The following is a 24,634-nucleotide window of genomic DNA, read 5'->3' on the forward strand; positions in this document are numbered from 1 at the left end:
GGTTAAAATCGCCACTGACCAGCGAGGACAGGGCGCCTCGAAGGTCCTGGGCACACGCGCGTGCTGCGGGCGACGTACCGTATGGGCGCGGGCTCAGGTACCGTGGAAGCCCTACGGACCGGCCTCTCCATGGAGAGTCCGTTCCAGATCATGAACGCGTGTCAGACTCTGGGGCCGTCGAGCCCCGTCGTTGAGGGGGTCGAGCCATGGGGCGCGGCCGGGCCAAGGCCAAGCAGACGAAGGTCGCCCGCCAGCTGAAGTACAACAGCGGCGGGACGGACCTCTCACGCCTGGCCGAGGAGCTGGGCGCATCGACGTCGAACCAGTCGCCGAACGGCGACCGTTTCACGGACGATGAGCAAGACGACGACGACCTGTACTCCCGCTACGCCGACCTCTATGAGGACGACGAGGACGAGGACGAGGGTCCCGCACAGCACCGTCGAGGCGCTTGACCTTGCACTGAGCACCAGTCCGGTCGGTGGCACAGCCACCGACCGGCTTCTGTGCTGTCCGCCCGGTCAGACCGCGTAGTCCCCCACCAGCTCCGCGCCGGTGGTCTTGGCGCCCCGCTCGGTGATCTCACCGGCGACCCAGGCGTCGACACCCCGGTCGGCCAGCGTCGCGAGGGCGACCTCCGCGGACTCCTCCGGGACGATCGCGATCATGCCGACGCCCATGTTGAGGGTCTTCTCCAGCTCCAGGCGCTCGACGTTCCCGGTCGTCCCGACCAGGTCGAAGATCGCGCCCGGGGTCCAGGTGGAGCGGTCGACCACGGCGTGCAGCCCGTCCGGGATCACCCGGGCCAGGTTCGCGGCGAGCCCGCCACCGGTGATGTGGCTGAAGGCGTGCACCTCGGCCGTGCGGGTCAGTGCCAGGCAGTCCAGCGAGTAGATCTTCGTGGGCTCCAGCAGCTCCTCGCCGAGGGTGCGGCCCAGCTCGGCCACCTCCGACTCCAGGGCCAGGCCCGCCGTGTTCAGCAGCACGTGGCGGACCAGGGAGTACCCGTTCGAGTGAAGCCCGGAGGACGCCATGGCGATCACGGTGTCACCCGTGCGGATGCGATCCGCGCCGAGCAGCCGGTCAGCCTCCACCACGCCCGTACCGGCGCCGGCGACGTCGAAGTCGTCCTCGCCCAGCAGGCCGGGGTGTTCGGCCGTCTCACCGCCCACCAGGGCGCACCCGGCCAGCACACAGCCCTCCGCGATGCCCTTCACGATGGCCGCGACACGCTCGGGGTGCACCTTGCCGACACAGATGTAGTCGGTCATGAACAGCGGCTCGGCACCGCACACCACGATGTCGTCCATGACCATGGCGACCAGGTCGTGGCCGATGGTGTCGTAGACACCCATCCGGCGCGCGATGTCGACCTTCGTGCCGACGCCGTCCGTGGCGGAGGCGAGCAGCGGGCGCTCGTAGCGCTTGAGGGCGGAGGCGTCGAAGAGCCCGGCGAAGCCGCCGAGGCCGCCCAGGACCTCGGGGCGCTGGGTCTTCTTCACCCACTCCTTCATGAGCTCTACGGCGCGGTCTCCCGCTTCGATGTCGACGCCCGCGGCTGCGTAGCTGGCACCAGTCGTCTCAGACATGGGGTGAGAACCTTCGTGTCGTACGGCAGAACTTACGGGCGGCGGATCGCGTCGGTCGCCGCGGTCGCGGCCGGACCGGCCGCCAGCTCGGTCTCCAGCAGCTGCTTGCCGAGCAGCTCCGGGTCCGGCAACTCCATCGGGTACTCGCCGTCGAAGCAGGCGCGGCACAGGTTCGGCTTGGCGATCGTGGTCGCCTCGATCATGCCGTCGATGGAGATGTAGGCGAGCGAGTCGGCGCCGAGGCTGGTGCCGATCTCCTCGATCGACATGCCGTTGGCGATCAGTTCCGCGCGGGTGGCGAAGTCGATGCCGAAGAAGCAGGGCCACTTCACGGGCGGCGAGGAGATCCGGATGTGGACCTCGGCGGCGCCGGCCTCGCGGAGCATGCGGACCAGGGCACGCTGGGTGTTGCCGCGCACGATCGAGTCGTCGACGACGACCAGGCGCTTGCCCTTGATGACTTCCTTCAGCGGGTTCAGCTTCAGCCGGATGCCCAGCTGGCGGATGGTCTGCGAGGGCTGGATGAACGTACGCCCGACGTAGGCGTTCTTCACGAGACCCGCACCGAAGGGGATGCCGGAGGCCTCCGCGTAACCGATGGCGGCCGGAGTGCCGGACTCCGGGGTCGCTATGACCAGATCGGCCTCTACGGGGGCTTCCTTGGCCAGCCGGCGGCCCATCTCCACGCGGGAGAGGTAGACGTTCCGGCCGGCGATGTCGGTGTCCGGGCGGGCCAGGTACACGTACTCGAAGACACAGCCCTTGGGCTTCGCTTCCGCGAATCGGGAGCTGCGCAGGCCGTTCTCGTCGATGGCGACGAACTCGCCCGGCTCGATCTCGCGGACGAAGCTCGCGCCGGTGATGTCCAGCGCGGCGGTCTCGGAGGCGACCACCCAGCCGCGCTCCAGCCGGCCGAGGACCAGCGGGCGGATGCCCTGCGGGTCACGGGCGGCGTAGAGGGTGTGCTCGTCCATGAAGACGAGGGAGAACGCGCCCTTGACCTTCGGGAGCACCGCGTGCGCGGCCTCCTCGATGGTCAGCGGCTTGCCGTCCTCGTCGACCTGGGCGGCCAGCAGGGCCGTCAGCAGGTCGGTGTCGTTGGTGGCCGCGACCCGGGTGGAGCGGCTGTGGTTGTCGTTCGGGAGGTCGGCGACCATCTCGGCGAGCTGCGCCGTGTTGACCAGGTTGCCGTTGTGGCCGAGCGCGATCGAGCCGTGCGCGGTGGCACGGAACGTCGGCTGGGCGTTCTCCCACACGGAGGCTCCGGTGGTCGAGTAGCGGGCGTGTCCGACCGCGATGTGACCCTGGAGCGAACCGAGCGAGGTCTCGTCGAAGACCTGGGAGACCAGTCCCATGTCCTTGAAGACGAGGATCTGGGAGCCGTTGCTGACCGCGATTCCCGCGGATTCCTGACCCCGGTGCTGGAGGGCGTAGAGCCCGAAGTACGTGAGCTTTGCGACCTCTTCACCCGGAGCCCAGACGCCGAAGACGCCGCAAGCGTCCTGGGGGCCCTTCTCGCCGGGAAGCAGATCGTGATTGAGTCGACCGTCACCACGTGGCACGCAACCGAGTGTAGGCGAGGTCGACCACTGGTCCGAATTGGGGATACGCGCCCCTAACGGGCCGGACGGTCTGGATCACCTTGGTGGATTCCGCGTTTCCCCTGGTCAGAGCGGGATCTCAGCGATCGAGGGGAACTGCGGACGGGCCGTACGGGCCGGTCACGGGCGTCTTCGCCGTATTCGTGAGTGAGGTGTCGCACATCATCCGGGGGTGTTCCGGCTGAGGTGGACGCGGTCACCGTCGCCGTCGGTGAGCGTCGCCTTCCCGGCGTCGGCCCTGGCGGTGAGCGTGCCGGTGGTGAGGATGCGCGCGAGGGCGCGCTCGAAGGCCATGCGCTCCTCGCCGCAGGCCATCCTGGTCGTGCGCAGGTCACCGATGGTGATGCGGTCCCCGCTCACGGTGGCGCGGGCGCTGAAGTGGTTGCAGCCCAGGTTGCCGGCCGCCTTGCCGTCCTCGTCGATGCGGAGGCGGGCGGTGGCGGGCGCGTGCCGGGTGGCGGCGCCGACGGTGATGCCGTCGACCCGCCAGTCGATCCCGGTCACCGGCTGCTGGACGCCCACCGCTTCACTGTCCGCCTTCTCACCGCCACAGGCCACCGTGAACGGGAGAAGCACGGCGGCCACCGCCAGGGTCACACGTTGCTTGTACCGGTTCATGGTGATTCGACGTACGCGGGCGGGCCCGGGTTCCGCTACGCCATGACCGGCAGCAGCCCCCCGATGTCCGCCCGCTCCCCGCTCGCGCTGACCTTGGCGGCGGCCAGCGCGTCCGCCCAGGCCGTACGGCCGGTGGCGAGCCGGATCCAGGTCAGCGGGTCGGTCTCCACGACGTTGGGCGGGGTGCCTCGGGTGTGCCGGGGGCCCTCGACGCACTGCACGACCGCGTACGGCGGCACCCGCACTTCGGTGGAGCCGCCGGGCGCCTTCACGGCGAGGGCGTCGGCGAGCAGCCGGGTGGTGGCGGCCAGGGCCTGCCGGTCGTACGGCACCTCCAGGCCGGGGACGGCGGCGTTCAGGTCGTCGGTGTGGACGACGAGTTCGAGAGCGCGGGTGACGAGGTAGTCGCCCAGCGGCAGGGCGCCCGCGCCGATCTCCAGCAGCCGGCCGCCGGGGTGCTCGTCCAGCAGGGCGCGCAGGCTCCGGCCGGCGTCGTCGAGGTAGGCGCCGAGGTCCGGGTGGGCGGTGGCCAGGTCCCGGGTGACGCCGTCGATGCGGCCGGCGTGCGACCCGGTGGAGAACGGCCACTCGACCACGGTGACGGTCTGCCGGGGCGGGGCGGGCCGCTCCAGGGCCCGGTGGACGGCGGTGACCGCCATGCCGATGTGCGCGATCAGGTCCCGTACGGTCCAGGCGCCGAGCCGGGTCGGCAGGGCGAGCTGTTCGGGACCGAGGGTGCGGACGGCGTCCCGCACGTTCGTGAACTGGGCGAGGACCGCCGTACGGGTCTTGACGGGGTCGTAGGTCCTGGTGCGTTTCTTGGCCGTGGGCATGGCGGTGACCCTATTCAGGGGCGCAGCTTCACCGCGAACGCGTACAGACGGGTGATCTGGTCGTCGCTGTCGTTGTCGTCGGAGGCCAGGTACAGCGGGTGCCAGCCCTTGCAGCGGCCGGACGTCCAGGTCTCGCCGAGGGCCATGCCCTCGTCGTTGTCGAACCCTCGGTCACGGGGCGGGGCCGGCGGCCGGGGTGATCACCCCGTGGTCGCTGTGGATGACCCGGCCGGCGGAGTCGACGTCGGTCGTGCCGGATCTCCGACATCGGCTCCCCGCCCTCGTCGTGCGACCAGATGACGACCGACCCGGCGGCGATCTCCCGGATCCGGAAGGTCCTCAAGGACCCCTCCGGCATGCCGAAGCCCCCGCCCGGAACGGGGTCCGGGCGGGGGCTTCGGCACCGCCGTACGGGCCGTGGGCCCCGGGTGCGCTACGCCAGCAGCGCCGGGATCGTGCCCTCGTGGGCCTCGCGCAGCTCGGCGAGGGGGAGGGTGAACTCGCCCTGCACCTCGACCGCGTCGCCGTCGACGACACCGATCCGGGTGGCCGGCAGACCGCGCGCACCGCACATGTCGTTGAAGCGGACCTCCTCCGAGCGCGGCACGGCGACGACCGCGCGGCCGGCCGACTCGGAGAACAGGAAGGTGAAGGCGTCCAGGCCGTCGGGTACGACCAGACGCGCGCCCTTGCCGCCGAGCAGCGCGGACTCCACCACGGCCTGGACCAGACCGCCGTCGGACAGGTCGTGTGCGGAGTCGATCATGCCGTCGCGGGAGGCGGAGATCAGGATCTCGGCCAGCAGGCGCTCGCGCTCCAGGTCCACCTGCGGGGGCAGACCGCCCAGGTGGTCGTGGATCACCTGGGACCAGGCCGAGCCGCCGAACTCCTCCCGGGTGTCGCCGAGGAGGTAGATCAGCTGGCCCTCCTCCTGGAAGGCGACCGGGGTGCGGCGGGCGACGTCGTCGATCACGCCGAGCACGGCGACCACCGGGGTGGGGTGGATGGCGGCCTCGCCGGTCTGGTTGTAGAGCGAGACGTTGCCGCCGGTCACCGGGGTGCCGAGCTGCCGGCAGCCGTCCGCGAGACCGCGCACGGCCTCCGCGAACTGCCACATGACCGCCGGGTCCTCGGGCGAGCCGAAGTTCAGGCAGTCCGATACCGCGAGCGGCTTGGCGCCGGTGGTCGCCACGTTCCGGTAGGCCTCGGCCAGGGCGAGCTGGGCGCCCGTGTACGGGTCGAGCTTGGCGTAGCGGCCGTTGCCGTCCGTCGCGATGGCGACGCCGAGACCGGTCTCCTCGTCCACGCGGATCATGCCGGAGTCCTCCGGCTGGGCGAGGACGGTGTTGCCCTGCACGAAGTGGTCGTACTGGGAGGTGATCCACTTCTTGGAGGCCTGGTTCGGCGAACCGACCAGCTTCAGGACCTGGGCCTTCAGCTCCTCGCCCGTCTCGGGGCGCGGCAGCTTGTTCGCGTCGTCGGCCTGGAGGGCGTCCTGCCACTCGGGGCGCGCGTAGGGACGCTCGTAGACCGGGCCCTCATGCGCGACCGTGCGCGGGTTGACATCGACGATCTTCTCGCCGTGCCAGAAGATCTCCAGCCGGTCGCCGTCGGTGACCTCACCGATGACGGTGGCGATGACGTCCCACTTCTCGCAGATCTCCAGGAAACGGTCGACCTTGTCCGGCTCCACGACGGCGCACATGCGCTCCTGCGACTCGCTCATGAGGATCTCCTCGGGCGAGAGCGTGGAGTCGCGCAGCGGCACGTCGTCCAGGGTGACGCGCATGCCGCCGGAGCCGTTGGAGGCGAGCTCGGAGGTGGCGCAGGACAGACCGGCCGCGCCGAGGTCCTGGATGCCGACGACCAGCTTCTCCTGGAACGCCTCCAGGGTGCACTCGATGAGCAGCTTCTCCTGGAAGGGGTCGCCGACCTGCACGGCGGGCCGCTTCGACGGCTTGGCGTCGTCGAAGGTCTCGGAGGCCAGGATCGACGCGCCGCCGATGCCGTCGCCGCCGGTCCGGGCGCCGTACAGGATGACCTTGTTGCCCGCGCCGGAGGCCTTCGCGAGGTGGATGTCCTCGTGCCGCATCACACCGATGGCACCGGCGTTGACCAGCGGGTTGCCCTGGTAGCAGGCGTCGAAGACGACCTCGCCGCCGATGTTGGGCAGGCCCAGGCAGTTGCCGTAGCCGCCGATGCCCGCGACCACGCCGGGCAGGACGCGCTTGGTGTCGGGGTGGTCCGCCGCGCCGAAGCGGAGCGGGTCCACGACCGCCACCGGGCGGGCGCCCATCGCGATGATGTCGCGGACGATGCCGCCGACACCCGTGGCCGCGCCCTGGTAGGGCTCGACGTACGACGGGTGGTTGTGCGACTCGACCTTGAAGGTGACGGCGTAGCCCTGGCCGACGTCCACCACACCGGCGTTCTCGCCGATGCCGACGAGCAGCGCGTCGCTCTGCGGCGCCTTCTCGCCGAACTGGCGCAGGTGGACCTTGGAGGACTTGTACGAGCAGTGCTCGGACCACATGACCGAGTACATGGCGAGCTCGGCGCCGGTGGGGCGGCGGCCGAGGATCTCCACCACCCGCTCGTACTCGTCCTTCTTCAGGCCGAGTTCGGCCCAGGGCAGCTCGACGTCGGGGGTCGCGGCCGCGTGCTCGACCGTGTCCAGAGGCGTCCGGCTCATGCGTTGACCAGCTTCTTGAGGATCGAGGTGAAGAACGGGAGCCCGTCGGTACGGCCGGTACCGATCAGCGGCTCGACGGCGTGCTCGGGGTGCGGCATGAGACCGACGACGTTCCCGGCCTCGTTGGTGATGCCGGCGATGTCCCGCAGCGAGCCGTTCGGGTTGAAGTCCACGTAGCGGAAGGCGACGCGGCCCTCCGCCTCCAGCTTGTCGAGCGTGTACTCGTCGGCGACGTACCGGCCGTCCATGTTCTTCAGCGGGATGTGGATCTCCTGGCCGGCGCGGTAGTCGGCGGTCCAGGAGGTCTCCGCGTTCTCCACCCGCAACTTCTGGTCGCGGCAGATGAAGTGGAGGTGGTCGTTGCCGAGCATCGCGCCCGGGAGGAGGTGGGCCTCGGTGAGGATCTGGAAGCCGTTGCAGATGCCGAGGACCGGCAGTCCGGCCTTCGCCTGCTCGACGAGCGGCTCCATCACCGGCGAGAAGCGGGCGATGGCGCCGGCCCGGAGGTAGTCGCCGTAGGAGAAACCGCCGCACAGCACCACGGCGTCGACCTGCTTGAGGTCCTTGTCCTTGTGCCAGAGGGCGACCGGTTCCGCCCCGGCGATACGGATCGCGCGCTGGGTGTCCCGGTCGTCCAGGCTTCCCGGGAAAGTGACGACGCCAATACGAGCGGTCACTTGGCCGCCTCCGCGACTTCGTCGACCCGGACCGTGAAGTCCTCGATCACGGTGTTGGCGAGGAAGGATTCCGCAAGATCGCGGATGCGGGCGAGCGCGGCCTCGTCGACCGGCCCGTCAACTTCCAGTTCGAAACGCTTTCCCTGACGTACGTCCGAGATCCCTTCGAATCCCAGGCGCGGCAGCGCACGCTGGACCGCCTGGCCCTGGGGGTCGAGGATCTCCGGCTTGAGCATGACGTCGACTACGACGCGTGCCACTGGCACTCCCGATGTGTGGTGCTGAGCAGGTTCCTTCAGACTACCCGCACAAAATTTCTACGCGAGTAGAGTTGGAGGAAAGTACGTGAGGCGCATCACGATCGGGTGTCGAAGCCACACGCCCGTGAAAAGTTCTGGGAAAGTTCCACAGTCCGTCCCTCACACCTATTGCGCCCGGACACGCGGACGGATTTAGTCGGGCTTCACTTTGCATTGCCGGGCACTGTACAAATGAATTGGCAATAGCCGATACTCGGCATGTCGTCGGCGTTGAGCTGTAACGACGTGCCGCACGAAGGGACCGATATTCGTGGCGCAAAAGGTCGTGGTCACTCTCTTTGACGACATCGACGGCTCGGAAGCGGCGGAGACGATCGCCTTCGGACTCGACGGCAAGTCGTACGAGATCGACCTGAACGAAAGCAACGCCGAGAAACTGCGCAAGGCGCTCGCGCCCTACGTCGAGGCCGGCCGCAAGCGGTCGCGGTCCGGCAAGGCGTACAAGCAGACGGAGGTCGCCCCGGACCCGGCGGCCGTCCGCGCCTGGGCCCAGGCCAACAAGATGGACGTCCCCGCCCGTGGACGCATCCCGAAGAAGGTCTACGAGGCGTTCAGCGCCGCGCAGTGAGCCCGCGAAGGGGCGAGTCCCCAGGGCCCGTCAGAGGGCCCTGGGGGCCGTGCACTTGGGGCATACGGGGCCTGCGGGGGACTCGACTTGCGCTACCCCCCTGCTGATCAGCTAATGTCTGGAACACGCCGAGGGGCGAGGCCGACAGGCCGGATCCCGAGGACCGTGCGGGTGTAGTTCAGTAGTAGAACATCCCCCTTCCAGGGGGAAGGCGCAGTGTGCGATTCCTGTCACCCGCTCTGCACCGCCGACACGACCACGCTTGTGGATCAGGTAGGCTGGTGCTCGCACCGATCGGTGGGAGCCGATCGGGAGCAGTGCGGACGTAGCTCAGTTGGTAGAGCGCAACCTTGCCAAGGTTGAGGTCGCGAGTTCGAGCCTCGTCGTCCGCTCGGGAATGAGACCCCGGTCCACTGGACCGGGGTCTTTTCTTTGTTCGCTGAACCCGGCGGAGTCCGTGGCACCTGTGAAAGGAGTCAATTCGTGGGCGCTCCGGTACGACTGGTGCCGTCCGAGGCGGCGGGTGGCTCCGAGGCGCCGGTGATGTGAGGGTCGCCACATCCCGCGTGCCGAACTGCCCGGTTGCCAGACGCTGATCGTCATCGGACACGGGCGGCCCGGATGTGCGGAACGGGCGCTCGCGGCCGGCGGTCGCGGGTTCGTCCCGAAGGCCGTCAGGAGCCGGCGGCTCGCCGAGATCATCCGCACCGGACACGCCGGACACCCCTCCGGGGAACCCGAGTTGGCCGCCGACGCGCTTTCCGCCCGGGGCTCCCCGCCGACCGCGCGGAAGGCCGGGACGCCGGAGCCGGCCGCCGACGGAGCACCGGTCGCGCAGAGCGCCGGGCGGGCCGCGCTGTCACCGGGAACCGCGCGGAACCGCCCCTCCTCGGCGGCTACGGAACCCGGTGCCGAGAACCGTCATGCGGCAGTGCGTCTCACACGCGGGCGAGGTTGGGTATAGTTGCTCTCGCGCCACGGCGCAACGCGGACGTAGCTCAGTTGGTAGAGCGCAACCTTGCCAAGGTTGAGGTCGCGAGTTCGAGCCTCGTCGTCCGCTCGGGAATGAGACCCCGGTCCACTGGACCGGGGTCTTCTTCATGCCCTACGACCAGCTGGTGCCCGTCAGCCGCTCGTACGCCTCCACGTACTTCTGCCGGGTCGCCGCCACGACCTCCTCCGGCAGCGCCGGCGGGGGCTGCTCGCTCTTGCGGTCCCAGCCGGACGCCGGCGAGGTCAGCCAGTCCCGCACGAACTGCTTGTCGTACGACGGCTGGGCGCGGCCCGGCTGCCACTGGTCGGCCGGCCAGAAGCGGGAGGAGTCCGGGGTGAGCACCTCGTCGGCGAGGACGAGCACGTCGCCCTCGAAGCCGAACTCGAACTTGGTGTCGGCCAGGATGATCCCGCGGTCCCGGGCGATGTCCCGGGCGCGCGAGTACACCGCGAGCGTGGCCTGGCGCAGCTGGGCGGCGGTCTCGGCGCCGACCTGACGGGCCACCTCCTCGTAGGAGACGTTCTCGTCGTGCTCGCCGACCTCGGCCTTGGTGGCGGGGGTGAAGATCGGGGCGGGGAGTTCGGAGCCGTCGACGAGGCCTTCGGGGAGGGCAAGGCCGCAGACCGTACGGGACTCCTGGTACTCGGCGAGGCCGGAGCCGGTGAGGTAGCCACGGGCCACGCACTCCACCGGGACCATCTTCAGGGACTTGCACACCAGCGTCCGGCCCGCCCAGTCGGCCGGGGCGCCCTCGGGCAGCTCGGTGCTGATGACGTGGTTCCTGGCGAGGTCGCGGAGCTGGTCGAACCACCACAGGGAGAGCTGGGTGAGGACGCGGCCCTTGTCGGGGATCTCCGTGGGCAGCACCCAGTCGTACGCGGAGATGCGGTCGCTGGCGACCATCACGAGGTCGCCCGCCTCGTTCTGGTACAGCTCGCGCACCTTTCCGGTGTGCAGGTGCACCAGGCCCGGAACCTCGATCGGCTCGGGCTTTTCTACGAATCCGGACACGGTTCCTCCCCGTGGTTCTGTCCAATGCCTCGATTCTCCCGTATGGGGCTGATAGGGCGCGCCCGGGGGTGTGGGGCGGGTGCCGGGTGGGGGGCGCGTGGTGTCAGTCGCGTTTGCAGATGCGGTCCAGCAGGTTCGCCGTGGCGCGCTGGACCCGGGCGTCCACATGGCCCGGACGGTCCAGGGCCGGGGACCAGGCGAAGGTGCCGGAGGCGAACACCCAGGCGCCGGAGAGGGCGCGGTAGAGCGACGTCTCCTGGTGGCGCAGGGCGCCGTCGTTGTCGGTGTAGGGGGAGTGGGCGAGCAGGATGCGCTCGTCGTGCTCGGGCAGGGGGGTGCGCGGGAAGTAACGGTCCGCCTCACCGGCGACCAGGCCCGCGATCTCGTCGCCCTCGTGGGCGCCGGTCGCCTCCCACAGCCAGTGGCCGGCGTTGCGGACGATCAGCGGGTGCGGCTCGGGGACCCGGCCCGCGTACTGGATGCCGACCACCTGCTGCTCGGGCCGGTCGATCTCGCGCCACAGCACCGGCCGGCCGGGGCCTTTGCGTTTGCGGCAGGTCAGCAGCCGGTCCGGGACCCCGGACGGGGACGGGCCCAGCTCCACCTGCCAGTACATGGTGTTGGCGGAGAGGAAGACCAGCGAGGTGCCACGGTCCCGGGCGTCCTCGACGGTCCGGCGCATCGGCGCCGACCAGTACTCGTCGTGGCCCGGGAAGACCAGTCCCCGGTAGCGGGTGGCGTCGATCCGGCCGGCGTGCAGGTCACGGGCCTCGGCGTAGGCGAGGTCGTAGCCGTAGCGCTCGGCCCAGCGGATGAAGTCGTAGGCGTGGCCGACGTGCAGGGGCAGGCCCGCGCCGGCGTACGGCCGGTCGAAGGAGACGGTGGTCGCGGCGTCGGCCTCCCCCAGCAGCCGGCCCTTCTCGTCCCAGGCGTGGTAGAGGCTGGCGCCGGTGTGGCCGTCCTCCGGGTAGAGGTTGTACGCCTGCCAGGTGATGTCCGGCAGCAGCAGGAGGAGGTCGGCGGGGTGGTCGTCGCGGACCGTGAACGGCACGTGGGAGCGGTAGCCGTCGGCTGTGGTCAGGACGGCCACATAGGCACCGATGCTCCAGTAGGAGGGCACCTGGAGGCGCCAGGACAGCCACCAGTGGTGGCAGGAGACCGTGCGGTCGGCGGTCAGCGGCGGGGGCTGGACGATGCCGGAGAGGCGCGGGCTGGTGGTGATCTTGGACGCGCCGTCGCCGCCGTAGTGGCCGATGCGGTAGATGTCCACGCTGAACTGCTGCGGCGGGTCGACCGTGATGTGGAAGTCGATCGCCTCGCCGGGCGCGACCGCCCCGGTGGAGGTGAAGCCCTTGATCTGCCGGTGCACGTCGTCGGCCGAGCGGGGGCCGGGCCCGGACGTGCGGGGCGCCGGGACGCGTGCGCGGTCGCCGCCGGTGAGCTGCTGCGGGCTGGGGTCGACGTACCACGGCACGACGTGGCCGGTGTCGTCGAAGTACGTCTCACTGCCGCGGAGCCAGGGCACCGGGCCCTGTCCGAAGGGGTCCGTGACGGCGTGCGCGAGTGCTCCGGACTCCCAGCGGCGGATGTGGTCCGAGGCCATGGTCGCTCCCCTCCCTCAGGCCCCCGTGCCTGTCGCGGTGGTGCTCGCTGTTCTCGCTGTGCTCGGTCGTTCTCGGCCGTACTGTCGTATGTCGCGTGCCTTTGCCAAAGGCGTGGTCGGTCCCAGCACATCACATAACGCACGGGGACGGTCACTAGTCGTTGCGAATTGACCTGAACTGGAAGTCGTCTTTCCGTTACGGAGTGCGACGCGCGGGCCGCGGGCTTGCGGTCCGGTCAGACGAGACGTACCGGCTTCTCGGGGCGTATGCCGGACGCGGCCAGCCAGTCGCGCAGCGGGCCCGGGTCTCCCTCCTCGATGAGGGTGAGGACCTTGGGGGCCAGGTCGGCGGCCCGCTCACCGCCCAGCAGCAGGGAGGGACCGTCCAGCCAGTCCAGGGCGGGGACGGCACCGGCGGTGTCCACGGCCGCGCAGCACACCATCGCCGTGACGTGGTCGGCGAGCAGCTCGCGGGCGGTGCGCTGGGGTTGCAGCGGGAAGAGGGGCAGCCCGCAGGCGAACTCGTCCCACTGGGCACTCTCGGGACTCCGCCGGCCCGCGGCGCCCGCGTCCACCCCGGCGGCCTCCTCCCGAGCGAGCTCGGCGCTCAGCCCGGCGGCGAGAGCGGCACTGCGCTCGGTGGTGGGGTCTTCCTCCTCACCGAAGGGGAGCTGGGAGCCGGGCTCCCGGGCGGTGGGGGCACTGTCGGCGGCGGGGACAGCGGTGGGCAGATCGGCGGGAACATCGGTGGGGGCAGCAGCGGGGGCTGGTCCGTCGGCGTCGTCGGCCTGGGAGTCGGAGGGACCGGTCCCGGAGGCGGAAGGGCTCGGGGTCGGGGCGCCCGTCGTACCCGGGGCGGCCACAGTGGCCAGGTCGTCCATCGCCCCCGTGCCGACGCCGTCAGTTCCGGAGCCGGAAACCCCAGCGGCCACGGCGCCCCGGGCGCCCGGAGCGCCTTGGTCCGCTCGGGAGCCGGAACCGGAGGCCCCGGCAGCCCTGGCAGCCCTGGCAGCCACGTCGGCCCCAGCGCCGTTCCCTCCGGCACCGGAAGCCTCACAAGCCGCCACGCCCATGCCGGTCGCTGCGGGAGCCCCGGCGGCCCCGGGCCCCGCCGCACCCGTACCCGCACCCGCACCCGCACCCGCACCCGCACCCGCACCCGCACCCGCACCGGTACCCGCGTCGGCGTCCATCGCCCCCCAGGCTCCGTCCTCGGCGGTAGCCGTGAGGTGGTCCAGGACCCGGGCCAGGGTGGGGCCGCCGGGGTCGGGGGTCCGGGGGTCCAGGGAGGGGCGGACGCCGAGGGTGTCCAGGACGCGGTGCAGGCGGGCCGCTTCGGCGCGCCAGGTGCGGTCCACGACCTCCTCGGGATACGCCTGCCAGTCCACCGGCGCCCAGTCGGAGCCCGACTCGGCGGGACCGCCGTGGAAGAGCCGGGCTGCGAGGAGGGAGGCGGCCTCGTCGACCACGCCGGGCTCCTCCAGGAGATCGCACGCGGGCCGCTCGCCGAGCCGGGAGGCGAAGCCCTCGGCGAGCCGGTCCCGGCGGGAGAGCTCGGTGAGCGCCGCCACCACCCCCGCGTCGAGCCGGGACGGCCACCGCCCCATCCGCCAGGCCGGCAGCGCCACTCTCGTCAGCAGCCGGTCCCAGCCGGCGTACGCCAGCCCGACCTGCTCCTGGGCGACGATCCGCAGGCCGTAGTCCACCGCCTGGGCGCGCTCGGCGGCTGCCGCCGCGACCCCGCGCTCCATCTGGGTCGCGTGCTCTTGGCAGCCGCGCAGCAGCAGCCGGGCCACCCAGCCGAGGGCGGCGCACACCCCGCGGGTCAGCGGACAGCGGCCCCGGGTCGAGGCGACGGCCACGGCCGCGTCCAGCCCCCGCACGAAGCGGCGGGCGGCGGCTATGTCCGGGTGCGCCGAGGGACCCGTACCGGCGATGACCGGGGCGAGGACCGCGCGCAGCTCGCCGACGCGCATCCACCACAGGAACGGCGAGCCGATGACGAGGACCGGCGCGACCGGGGTCCGGCGGCGGCCGGGGCCCGCTATCTCGTCGGGCGCCGGACGCGGGGGCGGTCCGTGGGCCGAATGGGCCCGGTCCTCCAGCCAGCTGTCGCAGTCCGGGGTGAGCGCTATGGCCGAGGGCACCGGCACGTCCAGCCGGTCGGCGAGGTCGCGCACCATCCCGTACAGGTCGGGGGCGGAGCCCTCCGGGACCGGCACCGTGGGACTCATGGCGGGGCGGGCCCGGGCCACGACCACCGCGATACCGGCCGCGGCCAGCAGCACCAGCACCGCGAGCACGCCGACGACCCACCGGGCGGCGTGCCACCCCGGGCCGACGAGACGGCCGGTGGAGGCACCGGTCAGCAGGATCACCTCGGTGCCCGCGGGCAGCAGCGCCACGGCCAGCGCCCGGCCCCGGACCCGCAGCACGGCGAGGGCCCGGGAGCGCGCGGCCTGCGCGCCCGCCTCCACACCGATTCCGGTCACGTGCCGATCTCGCCCCCTCCCTCGCGATCGCGTGCTGCCCTGGTCTTGCTCACTCCCCCACTGTGGCACCCGCCACTGACATCGCAATGCCGGTGGGCCAAGTGCCGGAACGCTTGCGCGGCACCCTAGTTGGGGCACCGGCCCCCGTCAGCCATATGGGCGATTGCTCACTCGATGGAATGGCTTTGGTCAGAGCTGGGTGACAGACAGCAAAGATCAGGCCCCGGATTGCCTCCGGGGCCTGATGGGGTGCGAGGGGCGGTACGAGGGAGCCGTACCGGCCGTGGTCACGCCTGCGTCTGTGCCGCCTGCGCCGCCTTCGCCGCGATGTCGGTGCGGTGCTGCGAGCCGTCGAGCCGGATCCGGCCCACCGCCCGGTACGCCCGCTCGCGCGCCTCGGCCAGGTCCTGACCGGTCGCCGTGACGGACAGCACGCGTCCGCCCGCGCTGACGACCGCGTCGCCGTCCCGCTTGGTGCCGGCGTGCAGCACGTACGCGTGCGGGGCGTCCTCGGCGGCCACCTCGTCCAGGCCGGTGATCGGGTCACCCGTGCGCGGGGTGCCCGGGTAGTTGTGCGAGGCGACGACGACGGTGACGGCCGCGTCCTCGCTCCAGCGCAGCGGCGCGAGGTCGGCGAGGTTGCCGGTGGCGGCGGCCATCAGGACACCGGCCAGCGGAGTCCGCAGCCGGGCCAGCACGACCTGGGTCTCCGGGTCGCCGAAGCGGGCGTTGAACTCGATGACCCGGACCCCGCGCGAGGTGATCGCGAGACCGGCGTAGAGCAGCCCGGAGAACGGCGTGCCCCGGCGGCGCATCTCGTCCACGGTCGGCTGGAGCACCGTCTCCAGCACCTCGTCGACCAGTTTCGGGTCGGCCCACGGCAGCGGCGAGTACGCGCCCATGCCGCCCGTGTTCGGGCCCTCGTCGCCGTCCAGGGCGCGCTTGAAGTCCTGGGCGGGCTGGAGCGGGACGACCGTCTCGCCGTCGGTGATGGCGAACAGGGACACCTCGGGGCCGTCGAGGAACTCCTCGATCACCACGCGCTCGCACTCGGCGGCGTGCGCCTTGGCCGCCTCGGCGTCGGAGGTGACGACGACGCCCTTGCCGGCGGCGAGACCGTCGTCCTTGACGACGTAGGGGGCGCCGAAGGCGTCGAGGGCCTGGGCGGCCTCCTCGGCGGTGGTGCAGACGTAGGAGCGGGCGGTCGGCACGCCGGCCGCCGCCATGACGTCCTTGGCGAAGGCCTTGGAGCCCTCGATCAGCGCGGCCTCCCGCGAGGGGCCGAAGACCGGGATGCCCGCGGCGCGGACGGCGTCGGCGACGCCGGCGACCAGCGGGGCCTCCGGGCCGACGACGACCAGCTCGGCACCGAGGCCGGTGGCCAGCGCGGCCACCGCGGCACCGTCGAGCGCGTCGACCTGGTGCAGCTCGGCGACCTCGGCGATGCCGGCGTTGCCGGGGGCGCAGTGCAGCGCGGTGACGTCGGGGTCGAGGGACAGGGAGCGGCACAGGGCGTGTTCGCGGGCGCCGCTGCCGATGACGAGGACCTTCACGGGGGTCAGCCTAATGGCAAGGTTGCCGAAGCCTGGGCGCCGGGTTTGTTGGACTTTCCTCCAAAGAGACCGTTCCCCATGCGTGGGGCCCTCACTCGTTGGAGAACTCTTCCACCACCGTCGCCCCCAGTTCCCGCACGATCAGCTCGTGCCCGGAGAGCGCCGACTCGTCGAGATCCGGGTCGTCGTCCTCCGGGATGTCGTCCTCGGGGGAGACGGGCGGCGGCTCCGGTGGGGCGGCCGGCCGGGGTGCCGGAGCGGGCGCGGCGGGCGCGGCAGGGGTCCCGCTCCGCGGGGCGGCGGGCGGCTGCGGGGACGACTGGGAGGCTCCGGGGCGAGGTGCGGCCGGGGCGCCGTAGCCACCGCCGCCGGGGGCGCCGCCATGGCCACCGGCGGAAGAGCCGCCGTAGCCGCTGCCTCCGCCGTAGCCGCCGGCGACCGGTGGGGCAGAGCCGCCGCCCGACGGGTCGACGACCGCCTCGATCTTCCACTGCACGTTGAACTGCTCGGCCAGCGCCTGCCGCAGCACGTCCTCGCTGCCGCTGCCGGAGAAGTTGTCACGCGCGCCGGCGTTCACGAAACCGAGCTGGAGGGTCGTGCCGTCGAAGCCGGTCACCTGGGCGTTCTGGCTGAGCAGGATCCAGGTGAACCGGCGGCGGTTCTTGACGGCCTCCAGGATGTTCGGCCAGAGCGCGCGCGGGTCGAGCCCCCCGGTGGGGGCGGCCGGGGCGGGGGCCTGGGGCGCCGGGGCCGGGGCGGCGGGCGCGGACTGCGCCGGCTGGGTCTGGGGCTGGGCCGCGACCGTACGGCCGGGACCCTGCCCCCCGCCCTGGCTCTGCCCCTGCTGGCCGCCGGGAGCGGTGGCCGTGGGCCAGCCGCCGGGGCGTCGGCCGCCGCCGGCGGGGGCGGCGGTGGGCCAGGCGCCGGGAGCGGGGGCAGCCGGGGTCTGGGCGGCTGGAGCGGGAGCGGGTGCGGGCGCGGGCGCAGGGGCAGGGGTCGTAGGCACCGGAGCGGCCGGGGCAACCGGAGCGGCCGGGGCGACGGGGGCGACCGGAGCGGACTCACCCGGAGCCGCCGTACCGGAGGGGCCGCCCGGACCGGCCGGAACCGCGGCCGGCGTACCGGACCCGGCCGGTCCCCCCACGGCCCGGACCGCCGCGCGAGCCGCCGCGGGCCCCCCACCGGGCGGCACGGGCGAGCCACCGGCACCCGGACCGGCGCCGGCACCCGCGCCCGGTGCGAGGGCGCCGCCGTGGGCCTCGGGACCGGGGACGTACCCCATGGCCGGCGCACCGGCGCCGGCGGAGAAGCTGACGCCGCGCTCCAGGCGGTCGAGCCGGGCCATCACGGACCGCTGGTCGCCGTAGGCGGCGGGGAGCAGGACGCGGGCGCAGATCAGTTCCAGCTGGAGGCGGGGCGAGGTGGCGCCGCGCATCTCGGTCAGCCCCTCGTTGACCAGGTCGGCGGCGCGGCTCAGCTCGGCGGCGCCGAAGGTCTCGGCCTGGGCCTGCATCCGCTCCAGGACGTCGGCCGGGGCGTCGAGGAGCCCCTTCTCCACGGCGTCGGGCACGGCGGCGAGGATCACCAGGTCCCGCAGCCGCTCCAGCAGGTCGGCGACGAAGCGGCGCGGGTCGTTTCCGCCCTCGATGACCCGGTCGACCACCTCGAAGGCGGCGGCGCCGTCACCGGTGGCGAAAGCCTCCACGACGGAGTCGAGCAGGGAGCTGTCGGTGTAGCCGAGGAGGGAGGTGGCCATGGCGTACGTCACACCGTCCGCCCCGGCGCCGGCGAGGAGCTGGTCCATGACGGACATGGAGTCACGCACGGAGCCGGCGCCCGCGCGCACGACGAGCGGCAGCACGCCGTCCTCGACCGGGATGTCCTCCTTCTGGCACACCTCGGCGAGGTAGTCCCGCAGGGTGCCGGGCGGCACCAGCCGGAACGGGTAGTGGTGGGTCCGCGACCGGATGGTCCCGATGACCTTCTCGGGCTCGGTGGTCGCGAAGATGAACTTCAGGTGCTCGGGCGGCTCCTCGACGACCTTCAGCAGCGCGTTGAAGCCGGCCGGCGTGACCATGTGGGCCTCGTCGATGATGTAGATCTTGTAGCGGCTGCTCGCGGGACCGAAGAAGGCCTTCTCGCGCAGCTCACGGGCGTCGTCCACACCACCGTGAGAGGCCGCGTCGATCTCGATGACGTCGATCGATCCGGGTCCGTTGCGCGCGAGGTCGCGACAGGACTGGCACTCGCCGCAGGGCGTCGGGGTGGGACCTTGCTCACAGTTCAGGCAGCGGGCCAGGATGCGCGCGCTGGTCGTCTTGCCGCATCCGCGCGGACCGCTGAAGAGGTACGCGTGATTGACCCGGTTGTTCCGCAGCGCCTGCTGCAACGGGTCGGTGACATGCTCCTGCCCGATGACCTCGGCAAAGGTCTCCGGGCGATAGCGGCGGTACAGCGCGAGAGACGACACGCATACGAGGTTAATGGCGCCCACTGACAACCGGCCCCGCCTGGACGCGCACCCCGGGCCCCGGAACGCAAGGGCCCCCCACGCACCCGCCAGAGCCGACCTACCCTTGCTGCCTTCCGGCCCTGGGGGAGTTCAGTCAGATAGCGCCGCGTGAGGGGCTGTGCCCCACAGTACCCGATGGCGGGCGGCGGTCCGAACCCGATCGGGCCCGCGACCCCACCCGGGGACGGCCTGCGGGAACGAGTTCGCGAGCACTCCCCTCGGTCATGTAATGTTTCCGGCGGAGGATTCGCCTAGAGGCCTAGGGCGCACGCTTGGAAAGCGTGTTGGGGGCAACCCCTCACGAGTTCGAATCTCGTATCCTCCGCCAGCTCAGAGGGCCGGACCACGTCAGGTGGTCCGGCCCTCTGGCGTTCGTCCGTCTCGGTTTCCGTCTCCGTCGGGTTCCCGGCCCGCTCCGAGCGGTGCCCAGAGGGCGTCTCCGGCCTGCTGAGCGACCTTCCTGAGCATGACTCCGGTCACATGCGTGGAGCGAGCGCGCGGCAGCCCGAGTCCTTCTCCTCGGCGGAGGCCGGCATCGGTCGGGAACCGGCACGGCGGCGAACCGGCCGAGCACCTCGGCCGACTCGTCAACGGCGACGTACCGGTGTCGCGGAAGCTCGGCGGCGCCGAACTCCTCCCAGCCGGTACGGGCCGGCCGTGCCCACGGTCAGTTCGCCGGGGCGATCTCGTCGACCAGGCCGCGGATGCGCTTCTCGATCTCGTCGCGGATCGGGCGGACCGCTTCAACGCCCTGCCCGGCCGGGTCGGGGAGTTCCCAGTCGAGGTAGCGCTTCCCGGGGAAGACGGGGCAGGTGTCGCCGCAGCCCATAGTGATCACGACGTCGGACGCCCGGACCGCCTCCACCGTGAGCACCTTGGGTACCTCGGCCGCGATGTCGATGCCGACCTCCGCCATGGCTGCGACGACGGCCGGGTTCACGGTGTCGGCCGGGGCGGAGCCGGCGGAGCGGACCTGGACGCCGTCGCCCGCGAGGTGGGTGAGGAAGGCGGCGGCCATCTGGGAGCGTCCGGCGTTGTGGACGCAGACGAAGAGCACGGACGGCACGGCCGTGTCAGACATGGGCGGGGTCTTCCTGGAGGGCGGGGACGGCGGGGGCGGTGAAGTAGCGGCGGGCGTACAGGGCGACGTACACCAGGCCGATGAGGACAGGCACTTCGATGAGGGGGCCGACGACGCCGGCGAGGGCCTGGCCGGAGGTGGCGCCGAAGGTGGCGATGGCGACGGCGATGGCCAGTTCGAAGTTGTTGCCCGCGGCGGTGAAGGCCAGCGTCGTGGCCCGCGAGTAGTCGAGACCGACCGCGCGGCCCAGGGCCATGGACCCGGCCCACATGACGGCGAAGTAGACCAGCAGCGGCAGAGCGATGCGGGCGACGTCCAAGGGCTGTGAGGTGATGGCGTCGCCTTGCAGGGCGAAGAGGACGACGATCGTGAAGAGCAGCCCGTACAGGGCGAAGGGGCCGATGCGCGGGATGAGCCTGGTCTCGTACCAGGTGCGGCCCTTCGCCTTCTCGCCGATGCGTCGGGTCAGGTAGCCGGCCGCGAGCGGGATGCCGAGGAAGATGAACACGCTGCGGGCGATCTCCCACACGGACACGTCCAGCCCGGTCTGTTCCAGGCCGAGCCGGCCGGGCAGGACGGAGAGGTAGAACCAGCCCAGCGCCGAGAAGGCGATGACCTGGAAGACGGAGTTCAGGGCGACCAGGACGGCGGCGGCTTCGCGGTGGCCGCAGGCGAGGTCGTTCCAGATGATGACCATGGCGATGCAGCGGGCCAGACCGACGATGATCAGGCCGGTGCGGTAGGCGGGCAGGTCCGGCAGGAACAGCCACGCCAGGGCGAACATGAGCGCCGGGCCGGCCACCCAGTTCAGCAGCAGGGACGGCAGCAGCAGGCGGCGGTCGCGGGTGACGGTGCCGAGGCGGTCATAGCGGACCCTGGCCAGCACCGGGTACATCATCACGAGCAGGCCCAGGGCGATCGGCAGGGAGACTCCGGTCACGGTCACCTTGGCCAGCGCGTCGCCCAGCCCCGGAACCAGGCGGCCCAGGCCGAGCCCCACTGCCATGGCCGCGAGGATCCAGACGGCCAGGTAGCGGTCGACGAAGGACAGGCGTCCGGCCACGTTCCCTTCGGGTGCGGCAGTGCTCACGACGCGGCTCCGGCCGGCACGGTGCGCTCGGGCAGCGGCTCGCCGGCGGGACGGGTCAGGATGCCGGCGAGCCGGTCGGTCATCTCCGGGACGAGCCAGTAGTAGACCCAGGTGCCGCGCCGCTCGCAGTCGATCAGGCCCGCCTGCCGCAGCAGCTTCAGATGGTGCGAGATCGTCGGCTGGGACAGGTCGAAGGCCGGGGTCAGGTCACAGACGCAGACCTCGCCGCCCGACCGCGAGGCGATCATCGACAGCAGGCGCAGCCGCACCGGATCGCCCAGCGCCTTGAACACCTTCGCCAGTTCTACGGCCTGGTCCTCGTCCAGGGGGGCGGTCAGCAGCCCGGGGCAGCACGCTCCGGCGTCATCGCTCCGACCGAGCACCCTCAGCTCTTGATTCGACATGCCTCAATATTGACAGCCTTCGATTCAACCCGCAATCTTGCATCGACAGCTATCAATACAGCCGGATAGGAGCCCGTCATGTCTCGCGCTCAACTCGCCCTGCGGGTCAGTGACCTGGAAGCCTCGATCGCCTTCTACTCGAAGCTGTTCGGCACCGAACCGGCCAAGCGGCGCGAGGGCTACGCCAACTTCGCCCTCACCGAGCCCCCGCTCAAGCTCGTACTGATCGAGGGCGAGCCCGGGGAGGAGACCCGCCTGGACCACCTCGGCGTCGAGGTCGAGTCCACCGAACAGGTCAACGCCGCCACCACCCGACTGGAGGAGGCCGGCCTGGCCACCGTCGAGGAGAACGACACCTCCTGCTGCTACGCCCTCCAGGACAAGGTCTGGGTCCACGGCCCCGGCAAGGAACCCTGGGAGGTGTACGTCGTGAAGGCCGACGCCGACACCCTCGGCAAGAGCGCCGACCCCAACACCACCGGCGAGGGCTGCCGCACCAGCCAGGCCACCGAGGAGACCCCGGCAGCGGCCGGATGCGCCTGCGGTCAGTGATCCAGGTCAGCGGATGCGGCCTATGGGGCGAAAGTGCACTGTGGTGGCTGAGGTTCTTTCGCTGGAGGTGAGGGCCTTGGGGCGTTCGTTCCCTGTGGTGGCTGCTGCCGCGGCTCTGCTGGTCCCCGTCGTCTTCGTGGGCGGTACGGCGACCGCGGCGCGGGCACGGGTGCCTGTCTCCGCTCCGGCGGGCCAGTGCGCGTCCGAGGACGCGTACGCGCCGGGGGGCGGCACCGACCTGGGCGGGACGCCCAAGCGGTTCACGTACGCGGGCACCCCGTACGCCGGTGCCCGCTTCGACGGGTGTGCCAACACGCTGAGGGTGTACTACGGCGGCTATTCCAGCCCCCACTACTCCTACTACGAGGTCCGGTACACGTATCCGTCACAGCTCGGCTGGTACAGCTGGCAGCTGCGCATGGGCGAGTACCGGGTCGCGACGGTCGACGCGCCCGCGCGCGGCGACTGGAACTTCAAGGTCAGGGCGTGCGCCGGCGCCATCGACGAGGCGGGGCCCAAAAGCTGCACGGGCTGGTCCCCGCAGCTCTTCCTGCACGCCGTCTGACCCCGCCGGCCCCTCGCCCCTACCGCGTCACCCGCACCGGTGCCGACACCGTCACCTGATCCAGGTCCGACACGCGGACCGTCGCCTTCATCGTCCAGGTGCCGGGCAGGGGCACGGTGAAGGCGGGGGTGGACCAGTAGCCGCCGCGGTCGGTGAGCCTGGTGTCCAGGGGGCCCAGGCGCTGTGCCGGGAGCGTGAGGGTGACGCGGAGCTCGGGGACCGTGGCGAGGCCGCCGTCGGGGCCGTAGACCACCGCCTGGAGGGAGTCGGTGCCGACGCGGCCGGGGTCCAGGGTGATCTGGACCTTGCCGTGGCCGCCGGGCGCGCCGGTGTCGAAGGGGATCGTGATGACCGAGGCCGTCTGGACGCCCGCCGCCGCAAAGGGCGCGGACGGGGCGGACTCCGTCGCCGCGCGGCCGGGGACCGTGCTGGTCAGAAGGGTGGTCAGGGCCAGGACCAGCGCGGCGGCCACCGCCTCCAGGAGGACCGAGCGGCGCAGGAGGCGCAGGGGCGGTTCCGGGGGGAGCTCGGGGAGCGGTGGGCCCATGGCCGGTTCGGGGACACGGGCGCGGACGGCGGCCCCCGTGGGACGGGTCGGGCGGGCCGTCCAGGTGCGGGAGCAGGCCGCCGCGAGGAGCAGCGCGGTGACCACCGCCAGCTTCGCCAGGAGCGTACGGCCGTACGTGGTGCCGGTCAGTGCCTGCCAGGAGCCCAGGCCGCGCCAGGACTGGTAGACGCCGGTGACGACCAGGACCACCACCGATGTGAACGCCAGGCGGGAGAAGCGGGCCGGGACCCGGGCCGGCGGGGCGGCAGTCGTTTCCGGGGCGCGCCGCAGTGTCCACAGGAGCGCGGCCAGGCCGCCCAGCCAGGCCGCCGTGGCCAGCAGGTGCAGGGTGGACGAGACGATCGCCGCCGGGACCTGGATGCCCGCCGAGGCGTGGTCGGACGCCGACCAGGTCAGGGCCAGGGCGACGGCGAGGACCGTGGCCGCCGCGAGGGTGGCGCGGCGCGGGAGGTGGACGCGGCGGGTTCCGAGGAGGGTCACGGCGACCGCGGCCAGGAGCAGCAGCGCCAGACGGAGGAGCAGGAGCCGGCCGGGGCGGGTCGTCGCCGTGTGGGTGAGGGCGGAGAGCGAGAAGGCGGTCGTCGGGGAGGCGGCCTCCTCGTAGGGGGCGCGCAGGAGGTACACGGCGAGGGTGGAGGCCGCCAGCGTCACCGCGGCGGCCAGGGCGGGGGCGCGCAGATGGGCCGTCGTCGGCGGGCGGCAGTACGCCACGAACGCGGCCGTGCCCAGGAGGAGTGCCAGGGAGAGGTAGGCGAGGTAGCGCGCGATGGTGTGCAGGGCCGTGGTGGCCCCGTTCTCCGCGCGGTCCTGGGGCAGGGCCGCCGGTGCCGCCGTGCGTTTCCCGACCGAGAAGGTGAGCGCGCCGGACACCGGGTGGCTGTCGGCCGACACCACCCGCCAGGCGACCGTGTACGTCCCGGTGGCGAGCCGGGCGGGGAGGGTGACGCGCGCGGTGTCGGAGCGGCCGGCGGCGTGGCCCGCGGGGCCGGTGCGGAGGCGGCGGTTCGCGGGGTCGTAGACCCGGAAGGAGTCGGCCAGCAGGCCGACCGACTCGGTGAAGGCGAGGGTGACGTGGCGGGGGGCGGTGCGCAGGACGGTTCCGTCGGCGGGGTCCGTCGCGCGCAGGACGGCGTGCGCCGAGGCGGGCGTCGCCGTGCCGAGGAGGAGGGCGGGGAGGAGGAGCAGCAGCAGGAGCTTCCCTGCCGGGTGGCGCGAAGGGCCGCGTCGTCCGCGCGGTCGCCGGTCGCCGTCCCGGGCTCGCTCACGGTCCCCGCCGTGGGCTCCGTCGTCGTCCGCGTCGCGCAGCACCGT

21 protein-coding genes, 4 tRNA genes, 1 other RNA gene and 1 pseudogene are annotated in these 24,634 nt (G+C 72.2%); 9 read left to right on the forward strand and 18 right to left on the reverse strand.

The features are described 5' to 3' along the window. Window positions 1-206 precede the first annotated feature (206 nt). Window positions 207-455 carry a DUF3073 domain-containing protein gene (locus IE294_RS28125; RefSeq protein ID WP_189890681.1) on the forward strand — a complete coding sequence of 83 codons (249 nt, stop codon included), beginning with the start codon at window positions 207-209 and terminating at the stop codon, window positions 453-455. A 66-nt stretch (window positions 456-521) separates the two neighbouring features. Here the strand turns inward: IE294_RS28125 and purM are convergent, their stop codons facing one another. The 8 genes from purM to purS all read right to left on the reverse strand — a co-directional run bounded on the left by purM (window position 522) and on the right by purS (window position 8,270). After that, the gene (purM, locus tag IE294_RS28130; protein ID WP_189890683.1) at window positions 522-1,589 is read right to left on the reverse strand and encodes a phosphoribosylformylglycinamidine cyclo-ligase; all 1,068 of its coding nucleotides are present in this window, start codon (window positions 1,587-1,589) and stop codon (window positions 522-524) included. A gap of 32 nt (window positions 1,590-1,621) precedes the next feature. Then, entirely contained in the window at window positions 1,622-3,151 is a 1,530-nt protein-coding gene (gene purF / locus IE294_RS28135; RefSeq protein ID WP_189890685.1) for an amidophosphoribosyltransferase, read from the reverse strand. 201 nt (window positions 3,152-3,352) lie between these two features. Further along, window positions 3,353-3,787 carry an META domain-containing protein gene (locus IE294_RS28140; protein ID WP_229917373.1) on the reverse strand — a complete coding sequence of 145 codons (435 nt, stop codon included), beginning with the start codon at window positions 3,785-3,787 and terminating at the stop codon, window positions 3,353-3,355. A gap of 56 nt (window positions 3,788-3,843) precedes the next feature. Then, a complete protein-coding gene (locus IE294_RS28145) occupies window positions 3,844-4,641 on the reverse strand; it encodes a maleylpyruvate isomerase family mycothiol-dependent enzyme (protein WP_189890689.1) in 798 nt (265 codons plus the stop codon). A 14-nt stretch (window positions 4,642-4,655) separates the two neighbouring features. Further along, entirely contained in the window at window positions 4,656-4,787 is a 132-nt protein-coding gene (locus tag IE294_RS49095; RefSeq protein ID WP_268252816.1) for a hypothetical protein, read from the reverse strand. Window positions 4,788-5,074: 287 nt separating this feature from the next. Then, window positions 5,075-7,333 carry a phosphoribosylformylglycinamidine synthase subunit PurL gene (gene purL / locus IE294_RS28150; protein WP_189890691.1) on the reverse strand — a complete coding sequence of 753 codons (2,259 nt, stop codon included), beginning with the start codon at window positions 7,331-7,333 and terminating at the stop codon, window positions 5,075-5,077. Continuing rightward, window positions 7,330-8,010 carry a phosphoribosylformylglycinamidine synthase subunit PurQ gene (gene purQ / locus IE294_RS28155; RefSeq protein ID WP_189890693.1) on the reverse strand — a complete coding sequence of 227 codons (681 nt, stop codon included), beginning with the start codon at window positions 8,008-8,010 and terminating at the stop codon, window positions 7,330-7,332. The genes purL and purQ overlap by 4 nt, the downstream gene beginning before the upstream one ends. Beyond that, window positions 8,007-8,270, reverse strand: coding sequence for a phosphoribosylformylglycinamidine synthase subunit PurS (gene purS, locus IE294_RS28160; RefSeq protein WP_014673609.1), 264 nt, complete (start codon window positions 8,268-8,270; stop codon window positions 8,007-8,009). The genes purQ and purS overlap by 4 nt, the downstream gene beginning before the upstream one ends. A gap of 310 nt (window positions 8,271-8,580) precedes the next feature. Here purS and IE294_RS28165 point away from each other — a divergent pair, with 310 nt between their 5' ends. From IE294_RS28165 to IE294_RS28180, 5 genes and pseudogenes are all read left to right on the forward strand, one after another. Then, complete coding sequence (locus tag IE294_RS28165) at window positions 8,581-8,898, forward strand: histone-like nucleoid-structuring protein Lsr2 (protein WP_014673610.1); 318 nt, start codon at window positions 8,581-8,583, stop codon at window positions 8,896-8,898. 167 nt (window positions 8,899-9,065) lie between these two features. After that, window positions 9,066-9,137: transfer RNA gene (locus IE294_RS28170), tRNA-Gly, on the forward strand. 80 nt (window positions 9,138-9,217) lie between these two features. Further along, window positions 9,218-9,290: transfer RNA gene (locus tag IE294_RS28175), tRNA-Gly, on the forward strand. Between the two features lie 141 nt (window positions 9,291-9,431). Next, window positions 9,432-9,862: pseudogene (locus tag IE294_RS47865) on the forward strand (DNA-binding response regulator); the annotation flags it as partial. 23 nt (window positions 9,863-9,885) lie between these two features. After that, window positions 9,886-9,958 (forward strand) — tRNA-Gly (locus tag IE294_RS28180). Between the two features lie 45 nt (window positions 9,959-10,003). Here IE294_RS28180 and IE294_RS28185 read toward each other — a convergent pair. The 6 genes from IE294_RS28185 to ffs form a co-directional block, all read right to left on the reverse strand. After that, window positions 10,004-10,903 carry a phosphoribosylaminoimidazolesuccinocarboxamide synthase gene (locus tag IE294_RS28185; RefSeq protein WP_189890695.1) on the reverse strand — a complete coding sequence of 300 codons (900 nt, stop codon included), beginning with the start codon at window positions 10,901-10,903 and terminating at the stop codon, window positions 10,004-10,006. Between the two features lie 103 nt (window positions 10,904-11,006). Beyond that, window positions 11,007-12,506: a N,N-dimethylformamidase beta subunit family domain-containing protein gene (locus IE294_RS28190; RefSeq protein WP_189890697.1), complete on the reverse strand. Its 1,500-nt coding sequence runs from the start codon at window positions 12,504-12,506 to the stop codon at window positions 11,007-11,009. A 236-nt stretch (window positions 12,507-12,742) separates the two neighbouring features. Further along, window positions 12,743-14,998 carry a M48 family metalloprotease gene (locus IE294_RS28195; protein WP_189890699.1) on the reverse strand — a complete coding sequence of 752 codons (2,256 nt, stop codon included), beginning with the start codon at window positions 14,996-14,998 and terminating at the stop codon, window positions 12,743-12,745. Window positions 14,999-15,285: 287 nt separating this feature from the next. Continuing rightward, window positions 15,286-16,551 carry a phosphoribosylamine--glycine ligase gene (gene purD, locus IE294_RS28200; protein WP_189890701.1) on the reverse strand — a complete coding sequence of 422 codons (1,266 nt, stop codon included), beginning with the start codon at window positions 16,549-16,551 and terminating at the stop codon, window positions 15,286-15,288. Window positions 16,552-16,642: 91 nt separating this feature from the next. After that, on the reverse strand, window positions 16,643-19,021 hold the full coding sequence (locus tag IE294_RS28205; RefSeq protein ID WP_189890703.1) for a DNA polymerase III subunit gamma and tau: 2,379 nt from the start codon (window positions 19,019-19,021) through the stop codon (window positions 16,643-16,645). 66 nt (window positions 19,022-19,087) lie between these two features. Next, an RNA gene (gene ffs / locus IE294_RS28210) (signal recognition particle sRNA small type) lies at window positions 19,088-19,184 on the reverse strand. A gap of 119 nt (window positions 19,185-19,303) precedes the next feature. Between ffs and IE294_RS28215 the strand changes: the two genes are divergently transcribed. Beyond that, window positions 19,304-19,391 (forward strand) — tRNA-Ser (locus IE294_RS28215). A 339-nt stretch (window positions 19,392-19,730) separates the two neighbouring features. On the opposite strand, the gene IE294_RS28220 is transcribed toward IE294_RS28215, so the two are convergent. From IE294_RS28220 to IE294_RS28230, 3 genes are read right to left on the reverse strand one after another with little or no spacing between them, the layout of a single operon-like run. Further along, window positions 19,731-20,144 carry an arsenate reductase ArsC gene (locus IE294_RS28220; RefSeq protein WP_189890705.1) on the reverse strand — a complete coding sequence of 138 codons (414 nt, stop codon included), beginning with the start codon at window positions 20,142-20,144 and terminating at the stop codon, window positions 19,731-19,733. Continuing rightward, complete coding sequence (gene arsB / locus IE294_RS28225) at window positions 20,137-21,234, reverse strand: ACR3 family arsenite efflux transporter (protein WP_268252817.1); 1,098 nt, start codon at window positions 21,232-21,234, stop codon at window positions 20,137-20,139. The genes IE294_RS28220 and arsB overlap by 8 nt, the downstream gene beginning before the upstream one ends. Beyond that, window positions 21,231-21,638 carry an ArsR/SmtB family transcription factor gene (locus IE294_RS28230; RefSeq protein ID WP_189890707.1) on the reverse strand — a complete coding sequence of 136 codons (408 nt, stop codon included), beginning with the start codon at window positions 21,636-21,638 and terminating at the stop codon, window positions 21,231-21,233. The genes arsB and IE294_RS28230 overlap by 4 nt, the downstream gene beginning before the upstream one ends. 78 nt (window positions 21,639-21,716) lie before the next feature. On the opposite strand from IE294_RS28230, the gene IE294_RS28235 reads away from it, so the two are divergent. Next, window positions 21,717-22,190 (forward strand): ArsI/CadI family heavy metal resistance metalloenzyme, encoded by a 474-nt coding sequence (locus tag IE294_RS28235; RefSeq protein ID WP_189890709.1) that lies wholly within the window; start codon window positions 21,717-21,719, stop codon window positions 22,188-22,190. 97 nt (window positions 22,191-22,287) lie between these two features. Next, the gene (locus IE294_RS28240) at window positions 22,288-22,755 is read left to right on the forward strand and encodes a hypothetical protein (protein WP_189890711.1); all 468 of its coding nucleotides are present in this window, start codon (window positions 22,288-22,290) and stop codon (window positions 22,753-22,755) included. Window positions 22,756-22,774: 19 nt separating this feature from the next. On the opposite strand, the gene IE294_RS28245 is transcribed toward IE294_RS28240, so the two are convergent. Further along, a complete protein-coding gene (locus IE294_RS28245) occupies window positions 22,775-24,631 on the reverse strand; it encodes a copper resistance CopC/CopD family protein (protein ID WP_189890713.1) in 1,857 nt (618 codons plus the stop codon). Window positions 24,632-24,634 lie beyond the last annotated feature (3 nt).

The organism is Streptomyces canarius, from assembly GCF_014650735.1.
In the GTDB taxonomy this organism is placed as follows: Bacteria; Actinomycetota; Actinomycetes; order Streptomycetales; family Streptomycetaceae; genus Streptomyces; species Streptomyces olivaceoviridis.